Annotated in this window: 15 protein-coding genes and 1 other RNA gene; 15 read left to right on the top strand and 1 reads right to left on the bottom strand. The window is 48.1% G+C overall.

Annotated elements, in window-relative coordinates; all coding sequences use genetic code 11:
* Positions 1 to 9: 9 nt before the first annotated feature.
* The 4 genes from aspS to R5H20_RS16380 all read left to right on the top strand — a co-directional run bounded on the left by aspS (position 10) and on the right by R5H20_RS16380 (position 3,547).
* Positions 10 to 1,788, top strand: a complete 1,779-nt coding sequence (gene aspS, locus R5H20_RS16395; RefSeq protein ID WP_006637802.1) for an aspartate--tRNA ligase — start codon at positions 10 to 12, stop codon at positions 1,786 to 1,788.
* Positions 1,789 to 1,856: 68 nt separating this feature from the next.
* A non-coding RNA gene (ssrS, locus tag R5H20_RS16390) (6S RNA) lies at positions 1,857 to 2,052 on the top strand.
* Positions 2,053 to 2,223: 171 nt separating this feature from the next.
* Positions 2,224 to 2,988: a tRNA threonylcarbamoyladenosine dehydratase gene (locus tag R5H20_RS16385; RefSeq protein WP_006637801.1), complete on the top strand. Its 765-nt coding sequence runs from the start codon at positions 2,224 to 2,226 to the stop codon at positions 2,986 to 2,988.
* A 304-nt stretch (positions 2,989 to 3,292) separates the two neighbouring features.
* Positions 3,293 to 3,547: an SF0329 family protein gene (locus R5H20_RS16380; RefSeq protein ID WP_051056674.1), complete on the top strand. Its 255-nt coding sequence runs from the start codon at positions 3,293 to 3,295 to the stop codon at positions 3,545 to 3,547.
* Positions 3,548 to 3,564: 17 nt separating this feature from the next.
* Here R5H20_RS16380 and R5H20_RS16375 read toward each other — a convergent pair whose 3' ends face one another.
* Positions 3,565 to 4,830, bottom strand: a complete 1,266-nt coding sequence (locus R5H20_RS16375; protein WP_006637800.1) for a replication-associated recombination protein A — start codon at positions 4,828 to 4,830, stop codon at positions 3,565 to 3,567.
* 360 nt (positions 4,831 to 5,190) lie between these two features.
* On the opposite strand from R5H20_RS16375, the gene cymR reads away from it, so the two are divergent.
* The 11 genes from cymR (at position 5,191) to R5H20_RS16320 (ending at position 16,570) form a co-directional block, all read left to right on the top strand.
* On the top strand, positions 5,191 to 5,607 hold the full coding sequence (gene cymR, locus R5H20_RS16370; RefSeq protein WP_006637799.1) for a cysteine metabolism transcriptional regulator CymR: 417 nt from the start codon (positions 5,191 to 5,193) through the stop codon (positions 5,605 to 5,607).
* Between the two features lie 19 nt (positions 5,608 to 5,626).
* Positions 5,627 to 6,781, top strand: coding sequence for a cysteine desulfurase family protein (locus tag R5H20_RS16365; protein WP_006637798.1), 1,155 nt, complete (start codon positions 5,627 to 5,629; stop codon positions 6,779 to 6,781).
* A gap of 92 nt (positions 6,782 to 6,873) precedes the next feature.
* Positions 6,874 to 7,992, top strand: coding sequence for a tRNA 2-thiouridine(34) synthase MnmA (gene mnmA / locus R5H20_RS16360; protein WP_006637797.1), 1,119 nt, complete (start codon positions 6,874 to 6,876; stop codon positions 7,990 to 7,992).
* Between the two features lie 122 nt (positions 7,993 to 8,114).
* The gene (locus R5H20_RS16355; protein WP_373870185.1) at positions 8,115 to 8,735 is read left to right on the top strand and encodes a tetratricopeptide repeat protein; all 621 of its coding nucleotides are present in this window, start codon (positions 8,115 to 8,117) and stop codon (positions 8,733 to 8,735) included.
* A 75-nt stretch (positions 8,736 to 8,810) separates the two neighbouring features.
* Positions 8,811 to 11,177: an SF1B family DNA helicase RecD2 gene (locus tag R5H20_RS16350; protein ID WP_034326475.1), complete on the top strand. Its 2,367-nt coding sequence runs from the start codon at positions 8,811 to 8,813 to the stop codon at positions 11,175 to 11,177.
* Between the two features lie 88 nt (positions 11,178 to 11,265).
* Complete coding sequence (locus R5H20_RS16345) at positions 11,266 to 11,727, top strand: PRC-barrel domain-containing protein (RefSeq protein ID WP_006637794.1); 462 nt, start codon at positions 11,266 to 11,268, stop codon at positions 11,725 to 11,727.
* A gap of 17 nt (positions 11,728 to 11,744) precedes the next feature.
* Positions 11,745 to 11,936 (top strand): hypothetical protein, encoded by a 192-nt coding sequence (locus R5H20_RS16340; protein ID WP_006637793.1) that lies wholly within the window; start codon positions 11,745 to 11,747, stop codon positions 11,934 to 11,936.
* 15 nt (positions 11,937 to 11,951) lie between these two features.
* Complete coding sequence (locus tag R5H20_RS16335; RefSeq protein WP_006637792.1) at positions 11,952 to 12,083, top strand: DUF3918 family protein; 132 nt, start codon at positions 11,952 to 11,954, stop codon at positions 12,081 to 12,083.
* Between the two features lie 94 nt (positions 12,084 to 12,177).
* Positions 12,178 to 13,236, top strand: a complete 1,059-nt coding sequence (locus R5H20_RS16330; protein WP_006637791.1) for an AI-2E family transporter — start codon at positions 12,178 to 12,180, stop codon at positions 13,234 to 13,236.
* A gap of 343 nt (positions 13,237 to 13,579) precedes the next feature.
* A complete protein-coding gene (gene alaS / locus R5H20_RS16325) occupies positions 13,580 to 16,216 on the top strand; it encodes an alanine--tRNA ligase (protein ID WP_006637790.1) in 2,637 nt (878 codons plus the stop codon).
* Between the two features lie 87 nt (positions 16,217 to 16,303).
* Positions 16,304 to 16,570 carry an IreB family regulatory phosphoprotein gene (locus R5H20_RS16320; protein WP_003183920.1) on the top strand — a complete coding sequence of 89 codons (267 nt, stop codon included), beginning with the start codon at positions 16,304 to 16,306 and terminating at the stop codon, positions 16,568 to 16,570.

Here is a 16,570-nt window from a genome sequence, read left to right as displayed (position 1 = left end):
AGGAACGCTTTGTTTGGACGAACGTATTATTGTGGCGAAATTACAGAGAAGGCGATTGGAGAAACCGTCGTATTAAAAGGATGGGTTCAAAAAAGACGCGACCTCGGAGGTTTGATTTTTATCGATTTAAGAGACCGATCCGGCATCGTCCAGGTTGTCTTTAATCCCGATCTTTCCAAAGAGGCGCTGGAAACGGCTGAAACGATCCGCAGCGAATACGTGCTCGATATCACCGGCAAAGTCGTTGCTCGTGAAGAAGGCACAGTCAACCAGAATCTGAAAACCGGGAAAATCGAAATTCATGTGGAGTCAGTAACCGTGCTGAGCGCGGCCAAAACGCCTCCTTTTGCGATCAGCGACCAGGCTTCTGAAGTGTCTGAAGATCTGCGTCTGAAGTACCGCTATCTCGACCTGCGCCGTCCGGCGATGTTCAGCACACTGGAGATGCGGCATAACGTCACGAAATCCGTCCGCCGCTTTTTGGATGACAATGGATTTCTCGATATCGAAACACCTGTATTGACCAAAAAAACGCCTGAAGGAGCGCGCGATTATCTCGTACCGAGCCGCGTTCATGAAGGGGAATTTTATGCTCTGCCGCAGTCTCCCCAGCTATTCAAGCAGCTCTTGATGGTGTCCGGCATTGACCGCTACTATCAAATTGCCCGCTGCTTCAGGGACGAAGATTTACGGGCGGACCGCCAGCCGGAATTTACGCAGATCGATATTGAAATGTCGTTTATGAGTCAGGAAGACATCATGAAGCTGGCTGAAGAGATGATGGCCCGGGTGCTCCGTGAAACACAGGGAATTGAAATTTCACTGCCGCTGCCGCGGATGTCTTACGAAGATGCGATGAACCTTTACGGCTCTGACAAACCGGACACACGCTTTGGGATGCTGTTGACCGATGTGTCGGAAGTTGTGAAGGATTCCGATTTTAAAGTGTTTGCGTCAGCCGTGGCAAACGGGGGCGCGGTTAAAGCGATTAATGTAAAAGGAGCGGCTGCAGAATATTCGCGCAAGGATATCGATGCGCTCGGCGAGTTTGCCGCGAACTATGGCGCGAAAGGGCTTGCTTGGCTGAAAACTGAAGCGGACGGTCTTAAAGGTCCGATCGCGAAGTTTTTCCAAGATGGGAAGCAGGAAGCGCTTGTCAAAGCGCTTGACGCCCGTGACGGGGATTTGCTGCTTTTTGTGGCTGACCGGCTTGAGGTTGCGAACGATGCTCTTGGGGCGCTGCGCTTAAAGCTCGGCAAAGAATTGAATCTAATCGATGAAAGCCTGTTCAACTTTTTATGGGTCATCGATTGGCCGCTGCTCGAGTACGATGCTGAAGAAGGGCGTTTCTATGCTGCGCACCATCCGTTCACAATGCCTGTCAGAGAAGATCTTGATCTGATTGAAACGAAACCTGAAAAAATGAAAGCGCAGGCCTATGACCTTGTCTTAAACGGCTATGAGCTTGGCGGCGGATCGATCCGTATTTTTGAAAAAGACGTTCAGGAAAAAATGTTTGCGCTTCTCGGTTTAAACGAGGAAGAGGCGCAAGAGCAGTTCGGCTTCTTGCTTGAGGCGTTTGAATACGGGGCTCCGCCGCACGGAGGAATCGCCCTCGGACTCGACCGGCTTGTCATGCTTCTCAGCGGCCGCACCAACCTAAGAGATACGATCGCCTTCCCGAAAACGGCGAGTGCAAGCTGTCTGTTGATGGAAGCTCCAAGTGAAGTGGACAGCGCCCAGCTTGAAGAGCTGCACCTTGCAGTTAAACGCAAAGTTCGACAGTAAATTGTAAAATATACGGCTGTACATCCCATTGAAAATCAAAGGGACGTATGATATTATTTTTAACAAATAAAGTCCTGATGTGTTTGTTGTACACCTAGTTTTGACCGAACATTTTTTTACTTGGGAGTTCGTTGTTTTCAAACGGAGTAAATGCCTCTTTTCATTCCGAAGCGTGGAGGACTTGCAAAGTTTGGAACAGAACACCCACCTGCCGAGAGCGGGATCAAAACGAAGGAATACGACAACGGCACAATCGGGACTTTTTTTGCGTCTTTGAAACGGAGTGGAAGTATCGGACGGTTTTAGGCCATACTTAGGATACTCTATGAGGCCAAACAAAAAATATGAATGAAAATCAAACAGAAACAGCTTGTTTAATCCCCCGATTATGATAAGATACTATCGGTGACTGTATATAAAGATGGAGTGAGATTCTTGTTACATCAGTTTTCACGTAATGAATTAGCGATTGGTAAAGAAGGATTGAATATTTTAAAAAACAGCACGGTTGCCGTTCTGGGAATCGGCGGGGTCGGTTCGTTCGCAGCGGAAGCGCTCGCCCGTTCAGGAGTCGGTAGAATCGTGATGGTCGATAAAGACGATGTTGACATAACGAATGTAAACCGCCAGCTTCCGGCTTTGCTTTCAACGGTCGGCCAGCCGAAGGTCGATCTAATGAAAGCGCGGATTGCGGATATTAATCCGGAATGTGAATGCATCGCCTTGAAGATGTTTTATACGGAAGAAACGTATGAGCAGTTTTTTGCTTATGAACCGGATTATGTGATTGACGCCTCAGACACGATTCATTATAAGATTCATTTGATGAAGGAGTGCCTTAAGCGGAACATCAAGATCATATCAAGCATGGGTGCCGCTAATAAGACGGACCCGACGAGATTTCAAGTCGCCGATATTTCCAAAACGCATACAGATCCGATTGCAAAAGTGATTCGGACAAGGCTGCGAAAAGAAGGCATTACAAAGGGCATTAAAGTCGTTTTTTCTGACGAAAGCCCAATCGTCATCCGTGAAGATGTGCGCAAAGTCGTCGGGAATGATGAGGCGAAAATCCGCAAAGCGCAGATGCCGCCGTCATCAAATGCATTTGTTCCGTCTGTCGCCGGTTTAATCATGGGCGGCCATGTCATCATGGAGCTTTTGAAAGATATTCCAATTAAACGGGTGAAAGATAAATAAGCAAAAAGGACAGCAGCAGCTGCCTTTTTTTGTGTCATGGAGGGCCGTTTGGCAAGAAGATGGAGCAAAGCTAAACAGCAGTTGGATCAGCTGATCTGCGCGACCCTAAAAAATCGGGTGCACTTTCACGTTACGGCATATCGGAAAGCTCATGATCAAATGGGAAGGGCTTTTATTACTGTAGACGGGAAAGATATATTCAGCATGTGCACGCTTGCAGTGATAAATAAAACGGCCGAAATAGAGTCCCGATTCGAAAGAGTGAGGGGTGTGGAAGATGTGCTGGTAAACAGGCGGATTCACGATGAAGCATTGCAAGAGGCAAACGGGGACGGATATTTTTTTAAATACGCTTAACGAATATTTTGCAAACAGCATTGATCAAACGCTGTCATCTGAACAAGTCCTCGTCAGAATGCTCGGAATGATCGACAGAAGAACGGGACAGCGCCGCCTGTTGAAAATGGAGCCGTCCATCAAGCATGAACACGAAATGATGGCGTATTTTTATAAACTCAGAATGAAAGCTGAAAAACAAACGGCCTGTCTCCCCGGTTAAAAGGGACAGGCCGTTTGTTATTTTTTCTTCATCAGCTTGTCATATATTTGCTTTAGCGCCAATTCGAATTTCCCCGTCTGCTTCGGCTGGTAATATACTTTGTTTTTTAAAGGATCGGGCAGGTATTGCTGCTCGACCCAGCCGTTCTCATAATCATGCGGATATTTATACTCTGCGCCTCTGCCAAGCTCTGCCGCCCCTTTGTAGTGGGCGTCTTTTAAATGTTTCGGCACATCGCCGATTTTCCCCGAACGGACGTCTGCCAAAGCCTGGTCAACGGCAAGGATGGCCGAATTCGATTTCGGCGACAGACAAAGCTCGATCACCGCGTTTGCCAAAGGAATGCGCGCTTCGGGAAATCCGATTCGCTCTGCCGCTTGAATCGCTTGAAGCGTTCTTCCTCCGGCCTGCGGGCTCGCCAGTCCAATATCTTCATAGGCGATGACGAGAAGCCGCCGTGCAAGGCTTTCCAAATCACCGCCTTCAATCAGCCGCGCCAAATAATGGAGAGCTGCGTTTACATCAGATCCCCTGATCGATTTTTGAAAGGCGGAAATCACGTCATAATGGGCGTCGCCGTCCTTGTCATGGGCAAAGCTTTTTTTCTGCAGACATTCTTCCGCGGTCTCAACCGTAATATGGATGATTCCATCTTCATTTTCTTTAGTCGACAGCACGGCAAGCTCCAAAGCATTCAATGCCGACCGGACATCTCCGCCGCAGCCTGCCGCGAAATGGTCAAGCGCCGCCTCATCAATTTCAATATGATAAGAACCTAAACCTCTGTGTTCGTCGTGAAGCGCCCGTTGAATGGCCGTTTTGATTTGCTCCGGGCTCAAAGGGTGCAACTCGAAAATTTGCGTTCTGCTCCTGATCGCCGGGTTAATCGCGTGGTACGGGTTTGCCGTCGTCGCACCGATCATGATGATCATTCCGTTTTCCAAATACGGAAGGAGGAAATCCTGTTTGCCTTTATCAAGCCGGTGCACCTCATCCAATATTAAAATCACCTGGCCGGACATTTTCGCCTCTGCGGCAACGGCTTCCATGTCCTTTTTATTGTTGATCACCGCGTTCAGCTTTCGGAAGGCGATGCTTGTACTTCCGGCAATGGCTGTTGCGATCGATGTCTTCCCGATGCCGGGAGGCCCGTATAGGATCATGGATGAAAGGTGTTTTGCTTCCACCATCCTGTGTATGATTTTACCTTCTCCCACGAGATGGTCCTGGCCGAGTACCTCTTCTATTTTTGTCGGACGCATTCGAAATGCCAATGGTTTCATGATCAATCTCTCCTGAATGTATTCTTTTTATAGAGTAACGGAAAAAAGACGATTAGAAAAGAAATGAATATGGCAAGCTGAATATATGGGCGGAAAATGAAAGTTTATATAAAGTGTGCTATAATAACCTGTAATCTATCAGACGGACAAGCAAAAAAGCTTGTCGGCATACTACAGCTGGATCACGATCCTGAATGAAAAAACGGACGAATGCACGACTTCTCTCAGGCTAGACGCCAGCGGAAATCCCGGCCGGCCGCGTCTCGGAATGGAGCCCGGCTAAGGATCTCACGTCCTGTGAGAAACGGCGGGTACCTTCGTCCTGAAGGCATGATTTTTTATAGGTTAGAGGTGTTTATTTTGAAAATATCAACTAAAGGCAGATACGGGCTGACGATTATGATCGAGCTTGCGAAAAAGCATGGGGAAGGCCCGACATCTTTAAAAAGCATTGCCCAGACAAACGATTTATCAGAACATTATTTGGAACAGCTTGTTTCGCCTTTGCGGAATGCAGGGCTTGTAAAAAGCATCCGCGGCGCTTACGGCGGCTATATTCTCGGCGATGAGCCCGCTTCCATCACGGCCGGCGATATTATCCGCGTACTGGAAGGGCCCATCAGCCCCGTGGAAGTGCTTGAAAATGAAGAGCCTGCAAAGCGCGAGCTGTGGATTAAGATCCGCGACGCCGTCAAGGAAGTGCTTGATTCCACGACGCTTGAAGATTTGGCAAGCTATACGGACGGCGATCAAGAAGCTTATATGTTTTACATTTAAAATTGAGGTGTAATGTAGGATGGAACGGATTTATTTAGACCATGCAGCGACTTCTCCGACTGACCCGCGCGTAGTCGAAAAAATGCTGCCTTACTTAACAGAAAACTTCGGCAATCCTTCAAGCATTCATTCCTTCGGCAGAGAGAGCCGGAAATGGGTTGATGACGCGAGGGCGCTGATTGCTGAAGAAATCGGAGCGCATCCGAATGAAATCGTTTTTACGAGCGGCGGAACGGAAGCCGACAATATGGCGATTGTGGGAAGCGCGCTGGCGAATAAGGACAAAGGCCGCCACATTATCACAACGAAGATCGAGCATCACGCCGTGCTGAATCCGTGCAGCCGGCTGGAGGACATGGGTTTTGACGTGACATACCTTGACGTTGATCAAAGCGGCCGGATTTCCGCCGGGCAGGTCGAAGCTGCGCTGCGCGATGATACCATCCTTGTAACGGTGATGTACGGAAATAATGAAGTGGGAACGCTTCAGCCGATTGCGGAAATCGGAGCGCTTTTAAAAGACCATCAGGCTTTGTTCCATACAGATGCCGTTCAGGCGTTTGGCTTTTTGCCGATTGATGTAAAGGAAATCCATATCGATATGATGTCTGTTTCCGGGCATAAATTGAATGGACCGAAGGGGACAGGCTTTTTATATGTCAATGAAAAGGTGAAGCTCAAACAGATTCTTGTCGGAGGCGAACAGGAGCGGAAACGCCGGGCCGGAACGGAAAATGTACCGGGAATCGCGGGGCTGAGTGAAGCCGTTTCTCTTTTAAAGCAGGAGAGAGATGAAAAAACGGCCCTTTACCGCCGGTTCAAAGCAATGATCATCGAAACGCTTGAAAACGAAGCCGTCCGCTTTGAAGTAAACGGTAGTCTTAATGAAGGACTCCCGCATATTTTGAATTTGTACTTCCCCGGCATTTCCGTCGAGTCGCTGCTTGTAAACTTGGATATGGCCGGCATTGCAGTGTCGAGCGGATCAGCCTGCACCGCCGGATCGGTTCTTCCTTCACATGTTCTCTCCGCCATGTTCGGCGAACACGCAGATCAGCTGACCTCATCCATTCGCATCAGCTTCGGCTTGGGCAATACAGAGGAGCAGGTGAAACGCGCGGCGAAGGAACTTGCCAGCATCGTGAAGCGCCTTGGTTCGGCGGCTTCCGTGTAATGAGCGCGAGCTAAAGATTCGCATCCCGCCTGGAAATGATGTTATGATCTGTGAAGGATACGTAATGAATTGATTTATTGGAGTTGATGAAAATGGCGAAGCGGCCTGAAGATACACGGGTGGTCGTCGGAATGTCCGGTGGCGTTGATTCATCTGTGGCAGCCTTGCTGCTGAAAGAGCAAGGCTATGATGTCATCGGAATTTTTATGAAAAACTGGGATGACACGGATGAAAACGGCTTTTGCACCGCGACGGAAGATTATGAAGATGTCATTAAAGTGTGCAACCAGATCGGCATCCCATATTATGCGGTGAATTTTGAAAAGCAATATTGGGAAAAGGTTTTTCAATATTTTCTCGATGAATATAAAGCGGGAAGAACGCCGAATCCCGATGTGATGTGCAATAAAGAAATTAAATTTAAAGCTTTTTTGGAGCATGCTTTGTCCCTTGGCGCGGATTACCTCGCCACTGGCCACTATGCGAGGGTCGACCACACCGGCGAACGAGTGAAAATGCTGAGGGGGCTTGATGAAAATAAAGATCAAACCTATTTCTTAAATCAGCTGACAGAAGAGCAGCTGAGCAAGGTGCTGTTTCCGATCGGCGATATGCAAAAAAGCCGCGTCCGCGAAATAGCCAAGGAAGCGGGTCTTGCTACGGCAACGAAAAAAGACAGCACAGGCATCTGTTTTATCGGCGAACGGAATTTCAAAAACTTCCTCAGCCAATATCTCCCAGCGCAGCCGGGCGAAATGCGGACGATGGAAGGCGAAGTCAAAGGCACGCACGACGGTTTGATGTACTACACGATCGGGCAGAGGCACGGCCTTGGCATCGGCGGAAGCGGAGAGCCTTGGTTTGTCGTCGGAAAAGACCTTGAACAAAACATTTTGTATGTTGATCAGGGCTTTGACAATCCGCTGCTTTACTCAGATAAAATCACGGCGACGAATGTCAGCTTTGTACACGGCGGCGTCTTCGGAGATGAAGAGGAGCTTTCTTGCACGGCTAAGTTCCGGTACCGGCAAGCCGATCATGAAGTCGCTGTCAGAATGACCGGAAACGGCGAAGCGGAAGTCGTTTTTAAAGAGCCTGTCCGCGCCGTGACGCCTGGACAAGCGGTTGTCTTTTACAGAGGAGAAGAGTGCCTCGGGGGCGGTACGATTGACGATGTATTCAAAGACGGGCAAAAGCTTTGGTATGTATAAAAGAACAAGGCTCCGGGCGTGCGCCTGGAGCTTGGCGGCTGTCGACTTTGTCGATGGCCTTTTTAAAATCGAGCACGAAAGGGAGAAAGCTTTTGGACTACAATCAAATCGGAATTGACGCCATGCAAAAAGGAGATTTTGAAAAAGCGGCAGAAGCTTTTACAAAGGCGATTGATGAAAACAGCGGGGATGCCGTCCCATACATCAATTTTGCAAATCTGCTCTCGGCGGTCGGCGAATTGGATCGGGCGCTCGCATTTTATGAAAGGGCCGTCAGCCTTGATGATAAAGCCGGAGCGGCTTATTATGGAGCGGGAAATGTATACGTGATGAAGGAACGCTACCAAGAGGCGAAGGATATGTTTGAAAAAGCATACCGGACGGGGATGGAAAACAGCGACTTGTTTTATATGCTTGGGACCTCGCTGATGAAGCTTGAGCAGCCAAAGCTTGCCATGCCGTACTTGCAAAGGGCGGCCGAGCTGAATGATGCCGATTATGAAGCGCGTTTTCAATATGGGATGTGCCTTGCCAATGAAGGCATGCTGGATGAAGCGATCGCCCAGTTTTCCAAAGTAACCGAGCTTGATCCGACACATGCCGATGCTTATTATAATTTAGGCGTGGCTTACGCTTATCAGGAAAACCGGGAAAAGGCGCTTGCCATGCTGAATAAAGCAATCGAGATTCAGCCGGACCATTTACTGAGCGTCCGGGCAAAAGAGCTGCTTGAAGAAGCTTGATGCCCCTGCACGCATAAGGCGGAGCTTAAAGGAGGGAGGACTACAGTGAAACATCAACATCCTGACCAAATTCAAATGGAAGAAGCATCCTTTCTGAAAGGAACGGTAACGGCCGTCATCTATCATAATGAAACAAACCTCTATACCGTACTGAAAGTGAAGGTTCAGGAAACATCTGAATCATTTGATGAAAAAACCGTTTCTGTCACAGGGTACTTTCCGGCAATCTTTGAAGATGAAACGTATACTTTCTACGGAAAAACCGCCTCCCATCCGAAGTTTGGCCTGCAATTTCAAGCAGATCATTTTAAAAAAGAAGTTCCGACGACAAAAGAAGGCGTCATCCAATATTTGTCGAGCGACCTATTTGAAGGCATCGGCAAAAAAACGGCGGAAGAAATCGTCAAAAAGCTCGGGGAAGGCGCGATCAACAAGATTTTGGGAGACGCTTCCGTGCTTTATGATGTGCCAAAGCTTTCAAAGAAAAAAGCGGATAAGCTTGCCGCTCTTCTTCAGCAGCATCAGGGGCTTGAGCAGATCATGATTTCCTTGAGCGAGTTTGGCTTCGGGCCGCAGCTGTCCATGAAAATTTATCAAGTATATGAATCGGAAACGCTGGATAAAATCCGTGAAAATCCGTATCAGCTCGTCAAGGATGTCGAAGGAATCGGCTTTATTAAAGCGGATGAACTCGGCGGCAGAATGGGGATTTCCGGCAGGCATGCGGAACGGATCAAAGCGGCGATTTTATATACGGTTGAAGCGACATGCCTTCAGGAAGGGCATACTTACATAGAAACAAAACAGCTCATTATCGAGACGCAGAAGCTGCTGAACCAGTCGTCTGACGAAGAAAAAGTCACGGAAATGGATGTGGCGGATGCGATCATTTCCCTAGGTGAACAGAAAGATCTGTTTATTGAAGACGACAGGTGCTATTATCCGTCGCTTTACTATGCTGAACAAAGCTTTGCCAAAAGAGTCCAGACGATCGCGGAACAAACCGAATACGATGACCAGTTTCCCGAATCGGAATTTTTGCTTGCTTTAGGCGAGCTTGAAGAACGAATGCAAGTCCAATACGCGCCAAGCCAAAAAGAAGCCATTCAAAAAGCGCTGATGTCCCCGATGCTGCTTTTGACCGGAGGACCCGGCACGGGAAAAACGACAGTCATCAGGGGAATCGTCGAATTGTACAGCGAGCTGCACGGTTTAAGTTTAAATCCGGCTGATTATAAAAAGGATGAAACCTTTCCGTTTGTACTGGCTGCGCCGACGGGTAGAGCGGCCAAGCGGATGAGCGAATCGACGGGTCTTCCCGCTGTGACGATCCACAGGCTCCTCGGCTGGAACGGAGCGGAAGGTTTTACACATGACGAAGATAACCCGATCGATGGGCGGCTGCTGATTGTCGATGAGACGAGCATGCTTGATATATGGCTTGCCAACCAATTATTCAAAGCGATTCCAAACCGGATTCAGGTTATCATGGTGGGAGATGAAGACCAGCTCCCGTCTGTCGGACCGGGACAGGTGCTCAGGGATCTCCTTGCATCAAATCTCATTCCCTCGGTCAGATTAACCGATATTTACCGGCAGGCAGAAGGCTCTTCAATCGTGGAATTGGCGCATGATATGAAAAAGGGGAGGCTGCCGGAAAATTTGACGGCCCCGACTAAAGACCGCTCATTTATCCGCTGCCGTCAGCAGCAAATTAAAGAAGTGGTTGAAAAAGTCGTCAAAAACGCATTGCAAAAGGGCTATTCCGCCCGGGACATTCAAGTGCTTGCCCCGATGTACAGGGGTCCGGCGGGAATCAATGAATTAAATGCGCTTTTGCAGGACATCCTCAATCCGCCAAAACCAAAAGGCAGGGAGCTAAAGTACGGGGATGTCGTCTACAGGACGGGCGACAAGGTGCTCCAGCTTGTCAATCAGCCTGAGCATCATGTGTTCAACGGTGATATGGGCGAAATTGTTTCTATTTTTTACGCGAAGGAAAATACGGAAAAAGAAGACATGGCTGTCGTTTCTTTTGACGGCAACGAGATCACAATTACAAAAAAAGATTTCAATCAGTTTACACATGCTTACTGCTGTTCGATTCACAAATCGCAGGGCAGCGAATTTCCGATTGTCATTCTTCCCGTCGTCAAAAGCTATTACCGGATGCTGAGAAGAAATTTGCTTTATACGGCCATTACAAGAAGCAAAAAATTTCTCATTTTGTGCGGTGAAGAGGAAGCGCTTGAATGGGGCATAAAAAATAGAGAATCCTCTGAAAGGCAGACATCTTTGCAGAGAAGGCTGCATCAGGCGGTACATGAAGAGGACGAGGAGCTGCTGGCGCTCCAAAAAGAACTGCCTTTCAGCGTGTATGACGCCAACATCGGTATGGAAGGCATCACACCTTTTGACTTTATGGAAAAAGAGGCGGAATAAGTCGTTTCCATGGAATCCATTTCATCGTATGAGTCCCATCCCAAAGGCAGAACATAAGACTGTTCTGAAAAAGGTGGTTGATCACACTTTGAGAACATGCAACGAGCTGGAAGGGCTCAATGTTTACGACAGGCGGTCGTTTTCTTTGCTTGGGGTGGTTACAGATATTTGTTTTTCCCAGGAAGGGACATGTCTCGGATTTGTCATGGAAGAAAAACGGCGGTTCTACCACCATCGTTCGCTTCTTCCGCTTCCCTCTGTCACTGAGATTAAAAGTGACGGCATATATGTTGATTTTTCCGAATTTAAGCCGATGCAAATCCCAAAACAAAGCTTTTCATATGACCAGCTCAAACAAAAAATGGTTAAGAACGGCGCAGGTGATACACTGGGAATACTGGAAGATGTATACTTTTCTTCCGACTCGGGCATAATCGTAGCATATGAACTCTCAGACGGTTTTTTTGCCGACCTGTCAGGCGACAAAAAGCATGTCCAGCCATCAGGGGAACCGCTTGAAGTAGGCAGAAGCACAATCGTCTTGAATTGAAGAAGAGGTGTGTTCGAATGCTCATTTGCCCGAATTGCAAAAGCAAAAACATCGGCAAAATCGGTGTGAATCAATATTATTGCTGGGGATGCTTCATTGAGCTGACCCTGTCGAAAGGAAAAATCTCAACCCATCAGGTGGAAGAAGACGGAACATTGAGCAGTCTTGACGATTTGTTTACGGATGATGAACGTACGATTAACCTTTGAATGGAGGTTAGAGATTTGAATCGGACAATGACTTCTCTCATTTCTTTAGGAGCAGGAGCTTTAATGTACCGGATGATGTCGCAAAACGACATGCTGAACAGACGGAACATGAGAAAGCTCAGAAGACGCGTCAGGAGAATGTTTTAACGGTGAAGGATACCCTTGTTTTAAAGGGTGTCCTTTTTTGCCTCCTTCGGAATAATTCACCCGAGAAATCAAAAGCTAACAGGGGGTGAAAAACATGCTGAAAAAACCGCTGCAGCTTTTGATGTGGATCTCAATTTTGATGCTCTCTTTTTTAACCATTTATATCTTTTTGCAGCTCAGAATGATTTGGGAGCCGGTATCCCTGCTGCTGAAGTCGATTCTGATCCCTTTGGCGATTGCGGTTTTTATCACTTATCTGCTTCTGCCTATCGTTGAAAAAATTCATCAGGCGGGCGTGCCGAGAACGCTGAGCATATTAATCATTTATCTCCTGTTTTTTGGAGGGCTCGGCTATGGGTTATACAAAGGCATTCCCATCTTTATTCAACAGCTGACAGAGCTGTCTGAAGGCATTCCCATTCTGGCCGCGTCATACGAAGGCATGCTTGATAAATTGCATGATCATACAAATAGCTGGCCTGATGGCATGCATGATCGAATCGACCGGTTCGTCAATCAGACAGAAGAGTTTGTGGGAAGCTGGGTGGAGCGGACGATCACAAGCATCCGTTTTGTCTTCGACTATATGCTTGTTGCAATCATTATTCCCTTTCTCGTTTTTTATATGGTGAAAGATATCGACACGATGAAAAAGGCGGTCTGGTATATAACGCCGGCCTCTTGGAGAAACAGAGGCAGCGCATTCTTGCGGGATGTGGACGATTCGCTGGGAGACTACATCAGGGGGCAGCTTTTTGTATGCATGGTCATCGGCTTGGGGGCCTGCCTGTCATTTTGGTTTTTCGAACTTCCTTATCCGCTGATACTCGGCCTAATTATTGGAGCGACAAACGTTATCCCGTATTTCGGCCCCATCATCGGGGCGGTTCCGGCCGTTATGGTTGCGGCGGCTTTGTCGACGAATCTTATCATTGTTGTGATCATCACGATCCTGATTTTGCAGTTTATCGAAAGCAATATTCTTGGTCCGCTTGTTGTCGGAAAAAGCCTGCACATGCACCCTGTCGTCATTATGCTCGGTCTTCTTGCCGGGGGCGAATTGGCCGGCATCATCGGCATGATTCTCGCGGTTCCGGTGATGGCCGTTTTAAAGGTCATGTTCACCCATTTTTTAGCTGCAAGGAAAGCCTGATCCCAGAGAAGATTGACATTCCCCTTTTCGTTGTCTATAATTTCGAAATAGACATACATACGTATCTCGACTGACGGATCCGAGTATACTGAAGCCCTGTTTACCAGAGAGAAGCTCCTTTAGGCTGAAAGAGCTTCAGCAGAAGAGCAGTAGAAGCTAGTCCTGAGTGCAGGCGAAATCCTGCCGTCTTTATCCGGCGTTACACGGATATCAAGGTGATGGACGAATCTTGTCCATAATCAGGGTGGTACCGCGAGAGGAGCTCTCGTCCCTGTGCATACGCGGGTTTGCATAGGGCGGGGGCTTTTTATATTGCATGTGATCAATTAAAGGAGGAATAAAGGTGAAGACATTATCATCCGCAGAAGTGCGTCAAATGTTTTTAGATTTCTTTAAAGAAAAGGGGCATTCCGTCGAACCGAGCGCCTCTCTTATTCCGCATGAAGATCCATCACTGCTATGGATTAACAGCGGAGTCGCGACGCTGAAAAAATATTTTGACGGACGGGTGGTGCCGGAAAATCCGCGCATCTGCAATGCGCAAAAATCAATCCGGACAAACGATATTGAAAACGTCGGAAAAACAGCGCGGCACCATACATTTTTTGAAATGCTGGGCAATTTTTCGATCGGCGATTATTTCAAAGAAGAAGCGATCGAGTGGGCGTGGGAATTTTTAACCGACAAAAAATGGATCGGTTTCGATCCGGAGCGCTTATCCGTTACCGTGCATCCCGAAGACGAGGAAGCCTACGACCTGTGGGCGAAAAAAATCGGCATTCCGGAAGAGCGGATCATCAGACTTGAAGGGAACTTCTGGGATATCGGGGAAGGACCGAGCGGACCGAATACGGAGATTTTCTATGACCGCGGCGAAGCTTATGGTAGCGATCCGGCGGATCCCGAACTGTATCCGGGCGGAGAAAATGAACGCTACCTGGAAATCTGGAATCTCGTGTTTTCCGAGTTCAACCACAATCCCGACGGGACGTACACACCTCTTCCGAAGAAAAATATTGATACGGGAATGGGGCTTGAACGGATGGTATCCGTTATTCAAGACGCCAAAACAAACTATGATACAGATTTGTTTATGCCGATCATTAAAGCGACCGAATCGATTTCAGGAGAATCCTACGGAACAGCCAGTGAAAAGGATGTCGCCTTCAAGGTGATCGCCGACCATGTTCGGACGGTGGCATTTGCAGTAGGCGATGGAGCGCTTCCGTCAAACGAGGGCCGCGGCTATGTCATCAGAAGGCTGCTTCGCCGCGCCGTACGCTATGCAAAGGCCATTAATATCAACCGGCCGTTTATGTATGAACTCGTTCCTGTCGTAGCGGATATCATGGCCGCTTTTTATTCCGAAGTCAAAGAAAAAACGGAATTTATCGCCAAGGTTGTCAAAACGGAGGAAGAACGTTTCCATGAAACGCTGAATGAAGGTTTGGCGATTCTGTCTGCCGTCATTCAAAAAGAGAAAGAAAAAGGAAACGGCATAATTTCCGGCGCAGATGTCTTTAAGCTTTATGATACGTACGGATTCCCTGTCGAACTGACTGAAGAGTACGCTGAAGATGAAGGCATGAAGGTCGATCATGAAGGCTTTGAACGCGAAATGGACAAGCAGCGCGAACGGGCCCGCCAGGCGCGCCAGGATGTCGGCAGCATGCAGGTTCAAGGCGGCGCACTCCGCGATATCAAGACGGAAAGCGAATTCGTCGGCTATACAACGCTGAAAACAGACACGAAAGTCGCCGAGATCCTACAGGATGGCGAGCTTACCGATGAGGCGCATGAAGGAAGCAAAGTCCAGCTGATATTGGAGAAGACGCCGTTCTACGCCGAAAGCGGCGGACAAATCGGCGACAAAGGCTGGCTGAGAAGCGAGGAAGCCGCCATCCGCATCACAGATGTAAAGAAAGCGCCCAATGGCCAGCATCTCCATGAGGGCATCGTTGAAAGCGGAGCGGTTCGAAACGGCATGATCGTGGCCGCTGAAGTGACAGAGCGCCTCAGAAAAGACATCATTAAAAATCACACGGCGACACACCTTTTACACCAGGCATTAAAAGATGTGCTCGGAACGCATGTCAACCAAGCCGGATCGCTCGTATCCGACAGCCGTCTCCGCTTTGACTTTTCACATTTCGGACAAGTCACAAAAGAAGAGCTGGCACAGATCGAAACAATTGTGAACGAGAAAATTTGGGATTCGATTCCGGTCGAGATTGACTTAAAACCGATCGATGAAGCAAAAGCGATGGGTGCCATGGCATTATTCGGCGAAAAATACGGAGACATTGTCCGCGTTGTCCAAGTCGGCGACTACAGCCTCGAACTGTGCGGAGGCTGCCATGTCAAAAACACGGCTGAAATCGGCCTTTTCAAAATCGTTTCCGAATCAGGAATCGGCGCCGGCACGCGCCGCATCGAAGCAGTAACCGGACAAGGCGCATATCAGGAAATGAACGCGAAGCTTGAGCTTCTCGAACATGCTGCAGATATGCTGAAAACCAATGTGAAAGAAGTACCGAAACGGATCGAATCGCTTCAAGCAGATGTAAAAGAGGCGCAACGAGAAAACGAATCCCTGCTCGCCAAGCTCGGCAATAAAGAGGCCGGAGAGATTTTGGAAAAAGTGAAAGACATCGGCGGAATCAAACTGCTTGCAGAACAAGTAAATGCGAAAGACATGAATCACCTCCGGACGATGGTTGATGAACTGAAGGTGAAATTAGGATCTGCCGTCATTGTACTCGGTGCAGTACAAAACGAAAAAGTGAATATTTCCGCCGGAGTTACAAAAGATTTAATAGAGCGGGGTTTTCACGCCGGAAAAATCGTCAAACAAGTTGCAGAAGCGTGCGGCGGAGGCGGAGGCGGCCGTCCTGACATGGCCCAAGCCGGCGGAAAACAGCCTGAAAAATTGGAAGAAGCTTTATCTTCTGCAGAAGAATGGGTGAAATCCGTTTTATAAAAAGCCGATGTAGTGTAGAATAATCATAGGAGAAGGATACTCAGGCTGAAAACTTTGCCTGCGAATTTGGGAAAGAGGTGCAAAACGGTGAGCTCATTTGATAAGACGATGAAATTCAACTTTTCCGACGATTCAATGGAGACGAATGTAAATGAAGTGCTGATTACCGTCCATGACGCGCTTCAGGAAAAAGGCTACAACCCGATCAACCAGATTGTCGGATACTTGCTATCAGGTGATCCCGCTTATATTCCAAGGCATCGAGATGCACGCAATTTGATTCGGAAAATAGAAAGAGACGAGATAATCGAGGAATTGGTTAAATCGTACTTAGAACAGCATAAAGAGGCGTAA

The organism is Bacillus sp. KICET-3 (genome assembly GCF_033261025.1).
In the GTDB taxonomy this organism is placed as follows: domain Bacteria; phylum Bacillota; class Bacilli; order Bacillales; family Bacillaceae; genus Bacillus; species Bacillus sonorensis.
The sequence above is the reverse complement of the archived record's forward strand: the minus strand, read 5'-3'. Positions and strand labels throughout refer to the sequence as shown.

What these genes read in the sequence shown, in the direction of transcription:
- R5H20_RS16380 (WP_051056674.1), top strand. Translation starts at nt 3,293, where the DNA reads ATGAAGCATTGCAAGAGGCAAACGGGGACGGATATTTTTTTAAATACG.
- R5H20_RS16375 (WP_006637800.1), bottom strand. Translation starts at nt 4,830, where the DNA reads ATGAAACCATTGGCATTTCGAATGCGTCCGACAAAAATAGAAGAGGTA.
- R5H20_RS16365 (WP_006637798.1), top strand. Translation starts at nt 5,627, where the DNA reads ATGGAACGGATTTATTTAGACCATGCAGCGACTTCTCCGACTGACCCG.
- mnmA (WP_006637797.1), top strand. Translation starts at nt 6,874, where the DNA reads ATGGCGAAGCGGCCTGAAGATACACGGGTGGTCGTCGGAATGTCCGGT.
- R5H20_RS16355 (WP_373870185.1), top strand. Translation starts at nt 8,115, where the DNA reads ATGCAAAAAGGAGATTTTGAAAAAGCGGCAGAAGCTTTTACAAAGGCG.
- R5H20_RS16350 (WP_034326475.1), top strand. Translation starts at nt 8,811, where the DNA reads ATGGAAGAAGCATCCTTTCTGAAAGGAACGGTAACGGCCGTCATCTAT.
- R5H20_RS16340 (WP_006637793.1), top strand. Translation starts at nt 11,745, where the DNA reads ATGCTCATTTGCCCGAATTGCAAAAGCAAAAACATCGGCAAAATCGGT.
- R5H20_RS16330 (WP_006637791.1), top strand. Translation starts at nt 12,178, where the DNA reads ATGCTGAAAAAACCGCTGCAGCTTTTGATGTGGATCTCAATTTTGATG.